At 32.3% G+C, this 17,395-nt stretch carries 13 protein-coding genes and 1 pseudogene; 1 reads left to right on the forward strand and 13 read right to left on the reverse strand.

Annotated elements, in window-relative coordinates:
* Positions 1 to 51: 51 nt before the first annotated feature.
* From K0R77_RS05200 to rpiB, 8 genes and pseudogenes are all read right to left on the reverse strand, one after another.
* Entirely contained in the window at positions 52 to 423 is a 372-nt protein-coding gene (locus tag K0R77_RS05200) for a YraN family protein (RefSeq protein WP_300349419.1), read from the reverse strand.
* Between the two features lies 1 nt (position 424).
* Positions 425 to 775 carry a MauE/DoxX family redox-associated membrane protein gene (locus K0R77_RS05205; RefSeq protein ID WP_300349422.1) on the reverse strand — a complete coding sequence of 117 codons (351 nt, stop codon included), beginning with the start codon at positions 773 to 775 and terminating at the stop codon, positions 425 to 427.
* Positions 776 to 1,708 carry an LD-carboxypeptidase gene (locus K0R77_RS05210; RefSeq protein ID WP_300349424.1) on the reverse strand — a complete coding sequence of 311 codons (933 nt, stop codon included), beginning with the start codon at positions 1,706 to 1,708 and terminating at the stop codon, positions 776 to 778.
* Between the two features lie 37 nt (positions 1,709 to 1,745).
* Positions 1,746 to 2,432 (reverse strand): LysE family transporter, encoded by a 687-nt coding sequence (locus K0R77_RS05215; protein WP_300349426.1) that lies wholly within the window; start codon positions 2,430 to 2,432, stop codon positions 1,746 to 1,748.
* 162 nt (positions 2,433 to 2,594) lie between these two features.
* Entirely contained in the window at positions 2,595 to 2,864 is a 270-nt protein-coding gene (locus K0R77_RS05220; RefSeq protein WP_300349429.1) for a hypothetical protein, read from the reverse strand.
* Positions 2,865 to 3,108: 244 nt separating this feature from the next.
* Positions 3,109 to 5,259 (reverse strand): ribonuclease R, encoded by a 2,151-nt coding sequence (gene rnr, locus K0R77_RS05225; protein ID WP_300349432.1) that lies wholly within the window; start codon positions 5,257 to 5,259, stop codon positions 3,109 to 3,111.
* Positions 5,260 to 5,942: 683 nt separating this feature from the next.
* Positions 5,943 to 6,173 (reverse strand): annotated as a pseudogene (locus K0R77_RS05230) (thrombospondin type 3 repeat-containing protein); the annotation flags it as partial.
* A 389-nt stretch (positions 6,174 to 6,562) separates the two neighbouring features.
* Positions 6,563 to 6,997 (reverse strand): ribose 5-phosphate isomerase B, encoded by a 435-nt coding sequence (rpiB, locus tag K0R77_RS05235; RefSeq protein WP_300349434.1) that lies wholly within the window; start codon positions 6,995 to 6,997, stop codon positions 6,563 to 6,565.
* Positions 6,998 to 7,710: 713 nt separating this feature from the next.
* On the opposite strand from rpiB, the gene pgk reads away from it, so the two are divergent.
* Positions 7,711 to 8,901: a phosphoglycerate kinase gene (gene pgk / locus K0R77_RS05240; RefSeq protein WP_300349437.1), complete on the forward strand. Its 1,191-nt coding sequence runs from the start codon at positions 7,711 to 7,713 to the stop codon at positions 8,899 to 8,901.
* Between the two features lie 504 nt (positions 8,902 to 9,405).
* Here pgk and K0R77_RS05245 read toward each other — a convergent pair.
* The 5 genes from K0R77_RS05245 to K0R77_RS05265 form a co-directional block, all read right to left on the reverse strand.
* The gene (locus tag K0R77_RS05245; protein WP_300349440.1) at positions 9,406 to 10,227 is read right to left on the reverse strand and encodes a class I SAM-dependent methyltransferase; all 822 of its coding nucleotides are present in this window, start codon (positions 10,225 to 10,227) and stop codon (positions 9,406 to 9,408) included.
* A gap of 103 nt (positions 10,228 to 10,330) precedes the next feature.
* Complete coding sequence (gene mnmG, locus K0R77_RS05250; RefSeq protein ID WP_300349442.1) at positions 10,331 to 12,193, reverse strand: tRNA uridine-5-carboxymethylaminomethyl(34) synthesis enzyme MnmG; 1,863 nt, start codon at positions 12,191 to 12,193, stop codon at positions 10,331 to 10,333.
* A gap of 183 nt (positions 12,194 to 12,376) precedes the next feature.
* Positions 12,377 to 12,784, reverse strand: coding sequence for an rRNA maturation RNase YbeY (ybeY, locus tag K0R77_RS05255; protein ID WP_300349445.1), 408 nt, complete (start codon positions 12,782 to 12,784; stop codon positions 12,377 to 12,379).
* 4 nt (positions 12,785 to 12,788) lie between these two features.
* Positions 12,789 to 14,945, reverse strand: coding sequence for a patatin-like phospholipase family protein (locus tag K0R77_RS05260; RefSeq protein WP_300349447.1), 2,157 nt, complete (start codon positions 14,943 to 14,945; stop codon positions 12,789 to 12,791).
* A 2-nt stretch (positions 14,946 to 14,947) separates the two neighbouring features.
* Entirely contained in the window at positions 14,948 to 17,392 is a 2,445-nt protein-coding gene (locus K0R77_RS05265) for a bifunctional UDP-N-acetylmuramoyl-tripeptide:D-alanyl-D-alanine ligase/alanine racemase (RefSeq protein WP_300349450.1), read from the reverse strand.
* Positions 17,393 to 17,395: the final 3 nt, after the last annotated feature.

Genomic DNA, 17,395 nt, shown 5'->3' on the forward strand with positions numbered 1-17,395 from the left:
TTAGCATTTGGCTGTTGGCAATTGGCTAATAGATAAAAGCCTGCAGCGATATTAATTAGCATCGAATGCCTGAAAAGCATCCGAAATATGTTCTATTATTAAATTTCCTTTTTGATCAGGGAGTACAGAGATGATGTCAAACCTCACTTCCTGATTTTTATTAAATTCTTCCATAAAATGGTTGGCTGCGGTAACAATTGACTTGATTTTTCCTTTCGTAACAGCTTCTTGAGGCAGAATAAAAAAATCGGTTGATCTGGCTTTAACTTCTGTGACAATAATCAAATTGTCTTTTTCAGAAATAATATCAATTTCAGTTTTTTTAAACCTAAAATTTCGGACCAAAATTCTATAGCCGTTTTTCACTAAATATTCGGCCGATAAATCTTCTGCTTTTTTTCCTAAATCGTTGTGATCTGCCATTTTATTTTCTAAATTGATAAGCCCACCAAATCAACACAATCTGCAAAGGAAGTCTCAAAATAGTCAGCCAAAAATATTTATGATGAATCAGAGAAAACTTTCTTGCCATCTCGATATTTGCCGGAAAAACTGCGATAAATAAAGCGATGCAAAGATAAGCTCCAACTTTTTGAGTTTCCGGAAATAGAAGAAGAATGCCACACAAAATTTCTACTAATCCGCTTATGTAAACCATTTTCAAATGAGAAGGAATATAATCAGGCATGATTTTCATGAAAATATGAGGTTTCACAAAATGTAAAACCCCTGCTACAATCAGGAAAAATGCGAGTACAAATTTTGAGTAAAACATTTACTTTTTAAAATTTAATGAAATTGTTTTTCCAACTTTCAGGGAAACTTCTGAACCAATAATTAATGGTCTGTTGTCACGAATATGCCCGTTTGGGAAACCAAAAACAACCGGAAAATTGTATTTTGAAATTCTGTCTAAAATCAATTTATTGGCAAACTCATCAAAACTCTCTTCATATTGTTTGTTTTCTTTTTCGTCGCCCATATTGGTCATTCCGCCAATAATTAAGCCTTTTATTTTTGTGAAAACTCCAGCTAATTCTAAGCTCATGATCATTCGGTCGAGTGCATAAAAGTTTTCGCCAATATCTTCGATGAATAATATTTTATCTTTAAAATCAAAAGAATATTTCGTTCCTAGAAGAGCATAAATTAGCGCTAAATTTCCTCCAATCAATTCACCTTCCACATTACCTTCTTTATTAAAATGATTCGATTTTAAAGTATATTTTAAAGTTTTTCCTTTTAGAATATTAAAAGTAAGATCATAGCTTTCATCCGTAACTCCAAAACTTGAGGTTTTAATGGTTTGTCCGTGAATCGAAGCAAAACCTTTTTTCAATAAATAACTTTGAATAACGGTATTATCAGAATAACCGATGTACCATTTGGGGTTTTTAGCAAAACCTTTTAAATTTAGATTTTCAACTAAATGTTGACAACCGTAACCTCCACGAGAAGCCCAGATTGCAGAAATTTCAGGATCGTTTAATGCCCAATTGATGTCTTTTGTTCTTTGTTCTTCAGTTCCGGCATAGTTGTATCCGTTTGAAAATTTAGTATACAGATTTTCACCTAAAACAGTTTCAAAACCTTTGCTTTTAATTATTTGTAAACCTTTCTCAAGCTGAGTGGGGTCTACAGCTCCTGCAGGAGAAATAATGGCAATTTTATCACTTTTTTTAAGGGATTTCGGAAATATTTTTTTCATTGATCAACTGATGTTTTTAATTTAAACCCAACTTGTTTTATGGTTCTTTTTTGTAGATAAGTTCTTTTTTCTCAGCCTCTTCGAGTTTTTTATCAAACTGATTAAATTTTTTGAAACTCTGAAGGAAGATAAAAAAGCTGAAGAGAATTAAGACTGCACCGACACCTTTTCTTATATTGTTTGCCAATTTTTGTGTAAGCCTGTCATGGAATTGTTTTGCCAGAAAAATTTTAAGAAAATCAATCATTAAATACGTAGAAATCACCAAACCTAAGTAAAGAACCATATTTCCTGTATCGGGATATTGGTTTCTGACACCTATAACGGTTACGAGCCAAAAAAGGACAACTCCTACATTCAAAAGATTTAGAAGAAAGCCATTAAGGAAAGTTTTAATGTAATTCTGGCTGATGATTTTTTCTTCGCCTGGTAAGTGCATTTTGGTTTTGGTAACCAACATAATAATCCCATATGAGAGAATCAGAATAGAGGTAATTCTATAAAAACCAGGATGTTTGTCGATGAGACTTACAATATCTGCACTTGCATAATAAGCCGCTATAATACACAATAAATCTGCTGTAATAACACCGAAATCCAGCGCTAAAGCATGTCTCGGACCTCTTGTAAAACTGGTTTCTATCAAGAGAAAAAAAATAGGCCCAATGAAAACCAGGCTCAACATAAAACCCAGACCAACGGCCGACAATACAAGTTCAAACATTTATAATTTGTTTCAAATTCAAATTTAAAGATTATATTTTTATTTGAGTTTAAAAATGATTTTTTTAAGCAGAAATTGTATTTTTAAAAACTTTTCAAACAAAAAAAGACTGTCGCATTCGGACAGTCTTCATTATTTAAATTGAAATAGCACGCTTTAAATTTAGTAGTTATCTGGACAAGATTCACTGTAGATAAATTTGTAATCTTTTCTAACTTTTAAACCAAATATACCTCTTTCAAAAGTGTAAATGATTTGATTATTACCCCACATTTTCTTGTAATCAATAAAAAAACTTCTTGTCATATAAGAATATTTGTAGGCATCCCCACTCAAATAAATATATGTAGTTTTTCCTTTTTGATGACTATTTCTACCTCCAACTTCAGCAATCTTGCTTTTAAAGCAATATGTTTCTTTTCTTGGATTCATTCCTGTAGATAATTTATCAGAAAAAAACAATTGACTATCAAAGGAAAAACAACTCCAAAAAAGTATTTTTTATCTCCGTCTTTAATCTTAATAATGTTTTTGTTGATTAACCTATTTGTAATGATGCAAATTAAACTGATGATAACAACAAAACCATAAAAATTCATAACCGTTTTAAACATCAAAGTTGCTAGTAAAACAACATTTAAAATACTAAAAACAATAGATTTATCAACTTTGGTCATCAATCAACAATCTTAAAATCCAATTGCTTTTGAATTAAATTGGCTTTTACCACTTTAATCTGAACTTCTTCGCCGAGCTGAAACTTTCTACCTGTTCTTGAGCCGTAAACAGCGTGTGTCGACTTATCATACGTGTAAGAATCATCCATTAAATCACGCAATTTAATCAAACCTTCGGCGCCGTTTTCAGGAATTTGTACCCAGAAACCAAACTCGGCAACACCAGAAATAACTCCTGTAAAAGTTTCTCCCAAATGTTTTTCCATGAATTTTACCTGCATAAATTTGATAGAATCTCTTTCTGCATCGGCAGCCAAACGCTCTCTTGCACTGCAATGCTTAGATTTTTCTTCCAATTCGTTTTTGTCAGGAGATTTTCCTCCATCCAGATAATGCTGAAGTAATCTGTGCGCCAATAAATCCGGATAACGACGGATAGGAGAGGTAAAGTGCGAATAATAGTCAAATCCTAGTCCGTAATGACCGATTGGTTCGGTAGAATAAACGGCTTTACTCATGCTTCGCATTGCTAAAGTTTCGATCATATTTTCTTCGCCTTTGCCTTTTACATTTTGAAGTAAATTATTCAAAGATTCGGCAACTTTTTTGGTGTTTGCCAGATCCATTTTATATCCGAATGTTGATACGAAATCTCTCAAAGCTTCCAATTTTGCAGGATCCGGATCGTCGTGAACTCTGTAAATGAAGGTATTTCCGTTTGGTCTTCCTTTTTTCAGCGAGACAAATTCAGAAACTTTTCTGTTGGCCAAAAGCATGAATTCTTCAATCAAATGATTTGAATCTTTGCTTACTTTAAAGTAAACTCCAATCGGTTCGCTTTTTTCATTTAAATTAAATCGAACTTCGCTTCTGTCGAAAGTAATTGCACCGTTTTTAATTCTCTGATCACGCATTATTTTTGCGAGTCTGTCGAGCGTCAGAATTTCTTCCGTTAAATCACCTTCCTGAGTTTCAATTATTTCCTGGGCCTCTTCATAGGTAAATCTTCTGTCTGAGTGAATAGCAGTTCTACCAAACCATTCATTCACGACTTCAGCCTTATCATTCATCTCAAAAACCGCTGAGAACGTGAATTTATCTTCATTTGGACGAAGCGAACAAACGTCATTACTTAAAACTTCCGGCAACATCGGTACAACCCGGTCAACCAAATAGACTGAAGTTGCTCTTTCGTAGGCTTCATCGTCCAACATTGTTCCGGGAACAACATAATGAGAAACGTCTGCAATATGAACACCGATTTCCCAGTTTCCGTTGTCTAATTTTTGGATTGATAAGGCATCATCAAAGTCTTTTGCATCTTTCGGGTCTATCGTAAACGTGCAGATTTTACGCATATCTTTACGTTTTGCAACTTCTTCATCAGTAATTCTTCTGTCGATTTTATCGGCATCTGCTTCCACTTCTTCTGGAAAGCTATAGGGTAAACCGTATTCTGCTAGAATAGAATGAATTTCTGTTTCGTGTTCTCCTGGAGCTCCAAGGACTTTCATAATTTCGCCATCAGGATTTTTATCTCCGGGTTTCCATTCCAGCATTTTTACAACAACTTTATCGCCATTTTCTGCCCCGTTTATTTTACCTTTCGGTATGAAAATATCTGTGTTAATCGTCTTTTTATCACAAACTACAAATCCGAATTCTTTATGCTGAACAAGCTGGAAAGTTCCTACAAACTCTGTACGGTTTCTTTCCAAAACTTCAAGCACAGAGCCTTCCATTTTTTTACCTTTAAAATTGTAGGTTACGATAAGAACTTTATCACCCTGTAACGCATCTTTCACATTTTTTGCGTGAACGAAGACATCATCTTTTAAATTCTCAACATTCACATACGCATTTCCGCTTTGATTAAAATCGATAATTCCTGTCAAAGTACCTTCAATATTAAGATTGATGCTGTATTTACCTTTATCGGTTTCTTTAATTCTCTGGTTTGACAGAAGCTTATGCAAAGCCTGAATCACCAATTCACGCTGTCTTGGATTTTTGTAATCGATTCCGTCTGAGATTTGTTTGTAATTGTATATTTTGGTTTGGTTCTGATTCATAAAACGGAGAATCAATCTTCCAATTTCCAAGAGTTTTGAGTCATTTTTCTGACTTATGTATTTATTTTTTTTTGGCATTATTTAATTGCTTTTTTTAAAATATTATTTGTTGTATTTTCATTTTTGTAACTTCCTTCTGCTATCATAGACCAACTTGTAGTTTCAAAAATATATTTAAATGTATAATTATAAATAGTAGTATTGGTACTGATTACAAACGTAATTTCTGGATGAAATTTCTTATTTTCTATATTTCCATTTTCTTCTAATATAATTCTATTAAAATTATCAGGTAATTTAGAAAGTTTCTTATTCTTAATTTTAAGATATTTTATTTTACCATATTTTGGATCATAAAATGTAGCAAGCTTATTTATAAAAGTAATTTGCTCTCTATTCAATTTTCCAAATTCTTCATCATTTTCCTTGTAAAAACCATTATCACCCCAAAACAAAGAATTATTTGACGCAGGAAAAATATTTTGCTTAATAGCAATTAAAATATTTCTTAACATTTCTGCATTCCAAATGTAGGATTCTGTTGTATAATTTAAAGTTTCCGGAAATTCAAAAGCTGGACATTCTGATGGTCCATGTCCTTCAAAAATATTTGGATTGATAATTAACAAAACTGCAGAATCAAATTTAATCTTCTTTAAAATTTCTAATACCGGTTTTTGTAAAGATTTGTAATTAATTTCTTTCTGGAAATTTATGTAATCATCTGCTTCTTTTCTTGCAATTTCATAATTTTTAGAGCACTTTTTTTCACTACAACCATTTTTTTCACGAATACCAGGAATCGTAGGACACGCATCATCTTTATCTAAAATCCCATCTCCATCTGTATCTGGCCATGGACAACCATTGTTTTCCGAAGATCCTGCAACTGTAGGACAAGCATCATCGTTATCTATAACTTCATCTCCGTCTGTATCAGGATAAGGGCAACCATTGTTTTCTAATAAACCAGCATCTGTTGGACATTGATCCAAATAAAATAATTGTCCATCTTTGTCATCATCTGAAAGGCATATTTTTTTGCTAAATTCTTTTCTGCATTTTCTAAAAGCAACTTTATCCAATGTTTCTTGAGCAAAAGAAATATTGATAGCAAATAATAAAATAAAAGCTGCTTTTCTGTTCATTTTTTTGTGTTCATTAAAATTGAAAACAAATCAATTTTTTATAATTCAGATTTTAATTTGTATAAATTTAATACAAAAAAGGAGAAGAGGAGAGAAAAACCTGTTAATAATATCTTTCGACTTTTATAAGGTTCAAGTTGGAATAAACAGATTGGTAACTTCTGTCTGATGATGCAAATATAAGAAATAAAAAATAAATAAGGCTTGTAAACTGAATCACAAGCCTTTATGTTTTAGCAAAATGCTATTTTATCAACTCTTGTCTGGTGTCTTCCACCTTCAAAATCGGTAGACAAAAATTTATTGGCAATTTCAATGGCTACTTCTTTAGAAATAAATCTTGCAGGGATAGAAATCATATTTGCATCATTGTGCTGTCTTGCCAATTCTGCGATTTCCGGCATCCAACATAGTGCACAACGGATTTTCTGGTGTTTGTTTGCTGTAATCTGTACTCCGTTTCCGCTTCCGCAGATGAGAATTCCCAATTCGTTTTCTCCGTTTTCAACTGAAGTTGCTGCAGGATGCACAAAATCCGGGTAATCTACGCTGTCTGTAGAAAAAGTTCCGAAATCCTGCACTTCAAAGTTTTCTTCAAGATGTTTTTTCAGGATCTCTTTGTATTCAAAACCTGCATGATCTCCGGCAATAGCAATTTTTCTTTTCATATACTTTTCAAATTTTTTCAAATGATATACGTAATCGCTTAACGGCCATAGGTTTTCATATTTTCAAATGACAGCGATTTCATTTTTACTTAGTTATACTTTAGATTATTTTACAAATTTAAGTATTAAAATACAAATTGTGATTTACTCACTCATAAAATGTGAAAAGCTGTGTGAATAACTGTGGAAAACTTTTCTGAACTAAATGTTTTCTAATCCAAATAAAACATTACCGAAAGTTGCCTCCAAAAATTATCATCAAAACTTTCAAAATCTTTCCTGTGAGAAATCTGACTTTTCTCCATAGCAGAGAAACTAATAATTGCCAGTGTTTAAAAGTTATCCATATTTGTTAATAAGTCTTAAATTATTCACACTTTCAATAATTTACATTGTGAATTAAATATGAATTGAATTCAAACTGTATGTTATGAAGTTTTATCAAAAAAGTTATCCCCGAAACTCACAACACTCAACAACAACTATCATTCTTTTTTTAAATAATAAAGAAATTAATGTTGATTAGTGAATGAAGGGTTTGTGGGAATTTTTTTGAAAACTTTTATCTCTTTGAATCTTTTCCAAAAGTTTAAAATCTTACATTTGTGAAACAAAAAAATCAAACTCAATTGATGAAATAGGAAAAGTTTAAGAAAGTTAATTTGTTAAATACTTTAATTTCATCGGGGTCAAAAAAAAATATAAATCTGTATATGAAAACAATCAACGATTTCAATTTTAAAGATAAAAAAGCTTTGGTAAGAGTAGACTTTAATGTTCCTCAGGATGACCAGCTAAAAATTACTGATAATACCAGAATATCGGCGGTTAAACCTACGGTTGATAAAATTCTTAATGACGGAGGCTCTGTAATTTTAATGACACATCTTGGAAGACCAAAAGGGGAGGCTAAAGATGAGTTTTCTTTAAAACATATCGTCAATGAAGTTTCTGAAGTTCTCGGTCATGAGGTGAAGTTTGTAGAAGAATCAATAGGAGAAAAGGCTGAAAAAGCTGCTTCTGATCTACAACCCGGAGAAATCTTGTTACTTGAGAATCTACGTTTTCATAATGAAGAAGAAAAAGGAGATGAAGAATTTGCAGAACAGCTTTCAAAATTAGGTGATGCGTATGTAAATGACGCTTTCGGAACAGCACACAGAGCACATGCTTCTACAGCTGTTATAGCTAATTATTTTCAATCAACTAAATTTTTCGGTTTATTAATGGAAAATGAATTAAAAGCTATTGATAAAGTTCTAAAAAGTGGTGAAAGACCGGTTACAGCTATTCTTGGAGGCTCTAAAGTTTCAACTAAAATTACCATTATAGAAAATATTTTACCTGCTATTGACAATTTAATCATCGGTGGAGGTATGGCTTTTACTTTCATTAAAGCACTTGGTGGTAAGATCGGGAATTCTTTGGTAGAAGAAGATAAATTGCCTTTAGCTCTTGAAATTTTAGGAAAAGCAAAAGAACATAATGTGAAAGTATATCTGCCTTCTGATACGATTATCGCTGAAAGTTTCAGTAATGATGCGGATAGAAAAGAAGCTGATATTTATGAAATTCCTGAAGGATGGATGGGAATGGATGCAGGTCCAAAATCTCGTGAACAATTTAATGATGTTTTATTGAATTCAAGAACAATTTTATGGAATGGGCCAATCGGAGTTTTTGAAATGTCAAATTTCTCTGCCGGAACTGAAGCTTTAGGAGAAAGTATTACTGAAGCTACAAAATTAGGTGCGTTCTCATTAGTTGGAGGTGGAGACAGTGTTGCCTTCGTAAAACAATTCGGTTATGCTGATAAAGTAAGTTATGTGTCTACCGGAGGAGGAGCAATGTTAGAAAGCTTGGAAGGGTTAGAACTTCCGGGTATTGCTGCAATCAATAAATAATTATTTTAAAATATAAATTTTTAAGTCTGCTGAATTTTTCGGTAGACTTTTTTATTTTAAATTAAATTTGAGAAATTTAAGATTTTAGAAAAATTTTTAAAAATTGGCTTTTATAAATATATCAAAAATTTAAAAACAAAAATTTATATGTAAATTCAAAAATACTCTATAGAACAAGTGTTTTTATAATTTTTTTTTTAAGCTATTAAATTTTAATTTTCTTTTATTTTTATATAATTTGTCATTCCGGAGGAATCTAAACAAACAAAGAAGAATTAGAGTTTAGATTCCTCCGGAATGACAAAGTGTGCTTATTTGTAAGCTAACAATTTATTCAAACTTATGTTAAAATAATTTAGATTTTAAAAATTCAAAAATTAATTTTATTTAATCAAAGGAGGATTATTCAAAAAAATAAAAACTCAAAAAAAATCCTGAGTTTTTATAAAAATTCATCAAAATAGTTAAAAATTGACTTTCAGAAACGGCTTAAAAATCGATTTTCTATTTTTTTTCGATAATGTATATCAAACTTGAAAATTCGTTAGAAAATAATGCTTTTACGTTAGAAATCGTTCCGTGAATGACTGCTTTTAGCCAAAATAGAGGTGATTTTTTGTATTTTTCGCTCAACATTGAGATGTAATAAGAATCTAAAACCAAAGGTTTGATTTTTCTCATTTTCCAATTTGGTTTCTTAGAAATCAGATTTTCCATCCCAGATTTCGAAAAATGATAGATATGTCTTGGCACATCATAAGCGGCCCAAAAATCTTTATAATGTTTTGCATCGTAAGAAGTAGGGTTGGGAACAGCAATAATCAGTAAACCTTTTTCTTTCAGTTTTGAACTGAAAACTTCTAACATTTCATCCTGATTTTCGATATGTTCAAAGACATGCCATAATGTAATTGCATCTAAAGATTCACTTTCTATAGTATCTAAATTATCAATTATTTTCGCTTTAGTTATTTTATTTTGAGCGATTTTTCTGGCATCCAAATCTGGCTCAAAACCAAAAGCTTCAAAATCATTTTCAATAAATTTTACAAATTCTCCGGCTCCGCATCCGTAATCAAGTACTTTAGAATTCTTTTTTATTCTGTCGATAAGAATGGTTTTCTTGTACTGAAGATTAAAAGATTGCAAAAATTTATATAGCTTTTCTTTTAAACTTCCTGAATCCTGATGGTGCGAAATATAATCTTCACTTTCATAATATTTAGAAATGTTTGATGGAATAGGGGAGGTTTTAAAAACTCCTTTTGTATTGGTTTCCACAATTTCAAATATTTCCTGCGAAAGAAAATGATCTTTAATTTTCATGAGTTGTATGATATTTTAAAAAATGAAATTTGAAACCATTATAGTCCCAAATTTCACATATTTAATTTTAATTAATAAATGTTTCACGTGAAACATCATTGCCTTATCGTCCTAAATAAACCATTAAAACGTTGATATCAGAAGGAGAAACACCACTTATTCTTCCTGCCTGTGCCAATGTTTTTGGTCTTACTTTGGTCATTTTTTGTTTTGCTTCTGCAGAAAGACTGGATAATTTTATATAATCAAAATCTTCAGGAATCTTCACATTTTCCAATCTGTTTAGCTTAGCCACATTTTCTTTTTCCTTTTCAATGTAACCTTTATACTTGATATTTACTTCCGCCTGTTCTCTTACTTCATCATCATATTGTGATGCTTTTTCTTTAATAATATCAATTTCTTCTAATTTTTCCAATGTAATATTGGGTCTCGTAAGAAACTGAGAGGCTCTGTAAGCCTGATCTACGGGGTTACTTTCAATACCTTCTAAGATCGGATTAATCAAACCTGGTTTTAAAGAAGTTTCTCGTAGAAAAGACTCAAGTTCCTGACTTTTAGCGATTTTCTCTTCGACTCTTTTTAGTCTTTCACCATTTGCCAATCCTAATTTATGAGCTTTTTCAGTTAATCTGATATCCGCATTATCCTGTCTTAAAAGAAGTCTGTATTCAGCTCTTGAAGTAAACATTCTGTAAGGTTCTTCTGTACCTTTTGTAATTAAATCATCGATTAAAACACCAATATAAGCCTCATCTCTGTTTAGGATGAATTCATCCTTCTCATGCACTTTATTGTGTGCATTTATACCTGCCATTAAGCCTTGTCCGGCTGCTTCTTCATATCCTGTAGTACCATTAATCTGACCTGCAAAATATAAATTCTCAACCAATTTTGTTTCTAAAGTATGTTTTAGCTGAGTAGGAGGGAAGTAGTCATATTCAATCGCATAGCCTGGACGGAATACTTTTACGTTTTCAAATCCCGGAATATGCTTCATTGCTTTTATCTGAACATCTTCAGGTAAAGAAGAACTAAATCCGTTTACGTAGATTTCAACAGTCTTCCAACCTTCCGGTTCTACGAAAAGCTGATGTCTTGTACGCTCTGCAAAACGGTTAATTTTATCTTCAATACTCGGACAATATCTTGGTCCTAAACTTTGAATCGTACCATTAAACATTGGACTTCTGTCGAAACCTTCACGTAAGATATCATGTACGGTTTCATTCGTATAAACAATATGACAGCTTAATTGTTTCGTCAGTTTCGGAGTGTCTGAATAACTGAATTTCTGTGGATTTTCGTCTCCTTTTTGTTCGTCCATTTTAGAATAATCAAGACTTCTTCCGTCTACTCTTGGTGGAGTACCTGTCTTCATTCTTCCTGCTTCAAAACCTGAAGAAACCAATTGTTCGGTAATTCCAAAAGCTCTTGGTTCACCCATTCTTCCACCACCTAATTGCTTATCTCCAACGTGGATTAAGCCATTAAGAAAAGTACCATTGGTAAGAACTACAGATTTTGATCTGATTTCTATTCCTAAAGAAGTTACAACGCCTACAGCTTGATTATTTTCTATAATTAAACTCTTCACCATGTCCTGAAAGAAATCAATATTTGGAGTGTTTTCTAAAGCGTATCTCCATTCTTCTGCGAACAACATTCTGTCATTTTGCGTTCTTGGAGACCACATTGCAGGACCTTTTGAAAGGTTTAGCATTTTAAATTGGATCGCAGATTTATCGGCAATAATTCCGGAGTAACCTCCCATTGCATCAATTTCTCTTACGATCTGTCCTTTGGCAATTCCTCCCATTGCGGGGTTACAGCTCATCTGCCCAATGGTCTGCATATTCATTGTAACCAGTAAAGTTTTTGATCCTAAATTGGCAGCAGCAGCAGCAGCCTCACAACCAGCGTGACCTGCACCTACTACAATTACATCATATATTTCTGAAATCATTTTAATTGCTTATTTAAGCCTTAAATTTTTAAATTTATATAAATGTTTCACGTGAAACATTGTATCGAAATAAGGCTTAAAGTGCCTATACTTCGATGTTTCTAGCCCCGATAGTAGCATTTGTTTGAGCTCTTTTTCTTTTGAAAAAAGAAAAAAGCGAGTGCGGATAGCGGGAAATAGCTCCTAATTATATTTTGCAATATAAAAGTCTTCTTTGCTTCGCATTTCCTGTTCTTCTTCTTCTGATTTATCTTTATAACCACATAGATGTAGAATACCGTGAGCCAAGACTCTTCTTAATTCTTCTTCATAGTTTTTTGATAGGGTAGAAGCGTTGTCTGAAATGCGCTGCAAAGATACAAAAATCTCGCCGCTTATTGTTTTGCCTTTTACGGAATCGAAAGTGATGATGTCTGTGTAATAATCATGCTGCAGATAATCCTGATTAATCTTCAGTAAATATTCGTCGTCACAGAAAATATAGTTGATTTCTCCTAATTTTTTTTCCTCTGAAAGAATAATTTCTTCCAGCCATTTTGTGTATTCTGTATTTACCGTTTCGGGTAAGTTTTCGTAAAAGAACTGTATCATTGTTTTAAAACCAGTGTCCTAAAATAACACTGAATATACCTTTTTGATTATTTTTAAGTGAATGACTGAAGTTGAATTTTATCTGTCCAAAAGGAGATTTATAACCCGCCATAATTCCTAATGAACTGTAATTTACTTTTGCTGCATCTTCAAAACTGATATCATCCGAAAGATTGGCAAAAGAGAAATTCCCACTCAGGAAAAAGTTTTTATAAAATTTAAACTGAATATCATTAGAAATCAGTGCTACGTTATTGCTGTTTAATTGGGCAAAATAGAATCCGTTGAATGTTTTAAAATTAACAATATTCTGCTCAAAGATTCCACCCAATCTGTATTGGTAGAATTGTGGAAGATTGTCACCAATGGTAATTCCTCCATATAGATTTAAATGATAGCTGAATTGCTTTGATAAAGGAATGTTGACTCTGATATCTGCTTTTACCTGAACGACTCTTTTCTCGACTTCAGATTTTAAAAGATCAATAACTTTACCTTCCGCATTAAGATAAAATCCTCTGCGTGGAAAATCTCTGTCATTTTGGGTATCACTTTTCAGGAATACATACGGGTTGAGAAAACGACTATACCTCTTATTGGTACCGTTAATGTCTGCCTCAAAGTAGTCATGGCTTAATCCCGCTCCTATAGCAAATTTATCCCGCCAAATCGACTGTATGTAAGCTTCATTTCTGAGCCATTCCCATTTGTCAATATTGATATTGTTATTTCCCTTCAGATCAAAACTCATCCCTGAAGAGTAAATTCCGAATCCTGGAATGTAGCCGTTGTCAATAAAATAATTCAGGTAGAATCTTGGTTTGTCACCAACTATTACATCCAATGATAAATTTGAATTTTTAAATAATAATCTTTTTGCTGAATAATTAAGCAATAATCCTGTCTTAAAAATCTCATCGTAGTGCAATCCGAATTTCAAAAAATGTCTTGCATCATCTTCCGTCACATATAATTTCAGATAATTGATATTATTTTCTGTAACGATATCATAGTTGATGAAACGATAGTTGTTTGTGGCAACCAATTTATCTATACCTCTGTTTACACTTCCGTAAGTTTGCATCGATGGAAGTCTGAGTCCCATTTTACCGAGAACGTAGTTTTTACCGTAAATTCTGCTTCCGATTAATGCAATACTGTCAATCTTATAGACATTAGAATAAATAGGATTTATAGGCTGTCTAAGGCGGTCAAAAGAACGCTTTGGAAGTTTATCTAATATATCAACATACTTCAGACCTTCCACAAAGCCGCTGTCAAGAATTTTCTTCTTATCATCATAGCTTGTTGCGGTCATTCCTTTAAGATTGGGTTTGATGTTGATATCAGTAAATTTGTACTGACGACGTGTATCTTTTTGAATCCCGAAATCGATAACCTGATTAAGAATTGAAATGATGTTATTTAAATCCTCTCTCTTTGAAAGATCCTGATTCAAATCTACACCGATAACAATATCAATTCCTTTATCTTTCAAAGGTTTTGAAGGATAATTTACAGTCATTGCACCGTCAATATAGATACTATCACCTATTTTTACAGGATCCATCAGTGAAGGAAACGCCGAACTCGCCATGATTGACTGCACTAAATCTCCTTTTTCAAAGATCTGCATATTTCCACTTTCCAGATTGGTGGCAACACACATGAAAGGAATGGGTAATTTTGAAAAATCCTCGATTGTAGAAACATTTTTAAATAATTCTTTCAATAAATAAACATTCTTCTGACCAGAACTGATCGAGGAGGGAAGGTTGATCTTCCCATTTTTTAAAGGAATTGATAAAAGATATTTATCTACAGATTTATTAAAAAATGTGCTTTCAGTTCGTGATTTCGGATCTCGGATTAAAGAATAAAAATCGGTATCAGTAACAATTTTTTCAATGTCTTTTCCTGTATATCCTGAAGCATAAAGCCCACCGATAATTGCTCCCATACTGGTTCCGGATATGTAATCAACTTTAACTCCTAAAGAATCCAAGACTTTTAAAACCCCGACGTGCGCAAATCCTTTTGCACCACCTCCCGCAAGAGAAAGTCCGATTTTCGGATTTTTTGGAATAACCAAACCTTCTTTTACCTGAGAATGGATAAAAATCAATTGGAATGCGAATAAAAGCGTAAGGAGTTTTTTCATAATTAATCTTTTACATAAATCCGTTTCACACGAGGAGATATCGAGGTTAATACTTCATAAGTGATGGTTTTGCAGTACCCTGCAAATTCTTTAAGGCTTGGTTTGGCGTTGAAAATGGTCACTTTATCACCTTCTTTTACATTGGGAACTTCATCTACATTGATCATCATCATATCCATGCAGATATTTCCGATGATTGGAGCCAAGGTTTTATTAATACCCACATTTCCCACCTGATTTCCTATCAATCTTGGAATTCCATCTGCGTAACCGACAGGAATTGTGGCAATTTTGGTTAAATGACTGGTCTTATATTTTCTGCTGTAACCCACTGATTCTCCGTTTTCTACCATGGAAATCTGTGAAATTACAGTTTTGAAACTTACACTTGAATGCAATTGTTTCTGAATTTCAGCATTAGGAGATTCACCTAACATTCCAATACCGATTCTCACCATATCGCATTGATAATCTGTGTAATTTGTAATTCCGGATGAGTTTAAAATATGTCTTAAAGGTTGATAGCCAATATTTTCAATTAAATAGTTTGAATTTTTGTTAAAAGTTTCCAACTGTTTTAAAGTAAATTCCCTTTCAGAAGGAACATCAGAAGATGATAAATGACTGAAAATACTCTGAACCCTCAGATTCTTATTTTGTAAGCTTTGAATTAACTGATCCAATTCATATTCCTTAAAACCAAGTCGATGCATTCCTGTTTCAAGTTTGATATGGATAGGATATTTTTTATCGTACCCTGATTTCTGAACGGCTTCGTAAAACAATTCTAAAACCCTGAAACTGTAAATTTCCGGCTCAAGATTATACTGAATAATTGCATCATAACTGTGCTGTTCAGGATTCATCACAACAATCGGTGTGGTAATTCCTTTTTTGCGAAGTTCGACACCTTCATCTGCAAAAGCAACTCCCAAATAATCAATATGATGATGCTGAAGGAACTCTGAAATTTCATAACTTCCTAATCCATAAGCATTTGCTTTTACCATTGCCATCATTTTGGTAGAAGGTTTTAGTAGAGATTTATGGTAATTGATGTTGTGCAAAATCGCATTCAGATTGATTTCTAAAACTGTATCATGCTTTCTCAGTTCCAAAAGATCTTTAAGTTTTTCAATTTCAAATTTTCTTGCACCTTTAAGTAAAATGATTTGGTTTTCAATTTCCGTGAGGTGTTTACTTTCAATTAATTCCTGAGTATTAATGAAAGTAAAAGTATTAGATTTAAAAAGTGTTCTGAATTTGGAAATTTCTTCACCAATTAAGAAAACTGAATCAAATTTTTGCTCATTCACCAGTTCTGAAACCTCTTCATACAATTCCTCAGAATTTGTATTAACACCGATAATGTCGGTTAAAACCAATGACTTTTTAGATTTTTTATATTCGTTTAAGAATTGTAAAGCTGTTTTTAAAGAATCAAGATCCAGATTGAATGAATCATTGATGATGATATTGTTTTTAATTCCTTCAATGGCTTCAAGACGCATTTCTACAGCTTTCAGAGCGTTGATTTTTTCGATGATTTTATCAGTAGTGATATTCAGTTCTTTTAAGACTGTAATAAGAGCTAAAGCATTCGTTAAAGTGGCTTCATCACGTTGATTAACCGGAAAATTGATTTCTTCATCAAAATATTTGACAACAATATTTTCATCTTTAATATTGGTTTTAATGAAGACATCATTCTTTTCTTGAAATCCGTAAGAAATTAATTTTTTGCTTGAATAGATTTCTTTTATTTTATTATCAACCAGTATATTATCCGAATTGTAAATGACAACCTCAGAATCTTTGAAAAGTTTGATTTTTTCATCAATTAAATCTTCTTCAGACTCAAAATTTGCTGCATGAGCTGTTCCGATATGAGTTAATAAACCTATTTGAGGATGAAAAATATTTTCCAAAACCTGCATTTCATTCGGCATGGAAATTCCAACTTCAAATATCCCTAATTGGTGATTTTGATTAATTTGAAGTAAAGAAAGTGGAAGACCAATCTGCGAATTAAAACTTTTCGGACTTTTTACCGTTGGAAATTCGTTCCACAAACATTGATACAACCATTCTTTAAGAATTGTCTTCCCATTACTTCCGGTAATTCCTATTGACTTTAAATCTGAATGTTCGAAATGATATTTTGCTAATTTCTGAAGAAAATCTACAGAGTTTTCCACAATAATCCATGTAATATTTTTAAATTGTGGGTACTGATGTTCTGAAATAATAATTTTTATCCCTCTGTCAATAGCAGATTCTATAAATTTTTCTCCCGAATTTTTTTTGGTATTAATGGCAATAAAAGCAGTATTCTTGGTTGCATATATTATCCTGCTGTCAAAAGCTATATTTTTGATAATTAATTCTTCATCACCAATAATATTCGAATTGGTGATTTGTGCAATTTCGTTTACTGTATAATTCATTAG

Origin of the sequence: Chryseobacterium sp., assembly GCF_029240215.1 — a bacterium.
Taxonomy (GTDB): domain Bacteria; phylum Bacteroidota; class Bacteroidia; order Flavobacteriales; family Weeksellaceae; genus Chryseobacterium.

Excerpts from the sequence above, each read along its gene's own strand:
- ybeY (WP_300349445.1), bottom strand. The coding sequence starts at position 12,784 with ATGATACAGTTCTTTTACGAAAACTTACCCGAAACGGTAAATACAGAA.
- K0R77_RS05200 (WP_300349419.1), bottom strand. The coding sequence starts at position 423 with ATGGCAGATCACAACGATTTAGGAAAAAAAGCAGAAGATTTATCGGCC.
- mnmG (WP_300349442.1), bottom strand. The coding sequence starts at position 12,193 with ATGATTTCAGAAATATATGATGTAATTGTAGTAGGTGCAGGTCACGCT.
- rpiB (WP_300349434.1), bottom strand. The coding sequence starts at position 6,997 with ATGAAAAGAAAAATTGCTATTGCCGGAGATCATGCAGGTTTTGAATAC.
- K0R77_RS05215 (WP_300349426.1), bottom strand. The coding sequence starts at position 2,432 with ATGTTTGAACTTGTATTGTCGGCCGTTGGTCTGGGTTTTATGTTGAGC.
- K0R77_RS05260 (WP_300349447.1), bottom strand. The coding sequence starts at position 14,945 with ATGAAAAAACTCCTTACGCTTTTATTCGCATTCCAATTGATTTTTATC.
- K0R77_RS05220 (WP_300349429.1), bottom strand. The coding sequence starts at position 2,864 with ATGAATCCAAGAAAAGAAACATATTGCTTTAAAAGCAAGATTGCTGAA.
- K0R77_RS05245 (WP_300349440.1), bottom strand. The coding sequence starts at position 10,227 with ATGAAAATTAAAGATCATTTTCTTTCGCAGGAAATATTTGAAATTGTG.
- rnr (WP_300349432.1), bottom strand. The coding sequence starts at position 5,259 with ATGCCAAAAAAAAATAAATACATAAGTCAGAAAAATGACTCAAAACTC.
- K0R77_RS05210 (WP_300349424.1), bottom strand. The coding sequence starts at position 1,708 with ATGAAAAAAATATTTCCGAAATCCCTTAAAAAAAGTGATAAAATTGCC.
- K0R77_RS05205 (WP_300349422.1), bottom strand. The coding sequence starts at position 775 with ATGTTTTACTCAAAATTTGTACTCGCATTTTTCCTGATTGTAGCAGGG.
- K0R77_RS05265 (WP_300349450.1), bottom strand. The coding sequence starts at position 17,392 with ATGAATTATACAGTAAACGAAATTGCACAAATCACCAATTCGAATATT.
- pgk (WP_300349437.1), top strand. The coding sequence starts at position 7,711 with ATGAAAACAATCAACGATTTCAATTTTAAAGATAAAAAAGCTTTGGTA.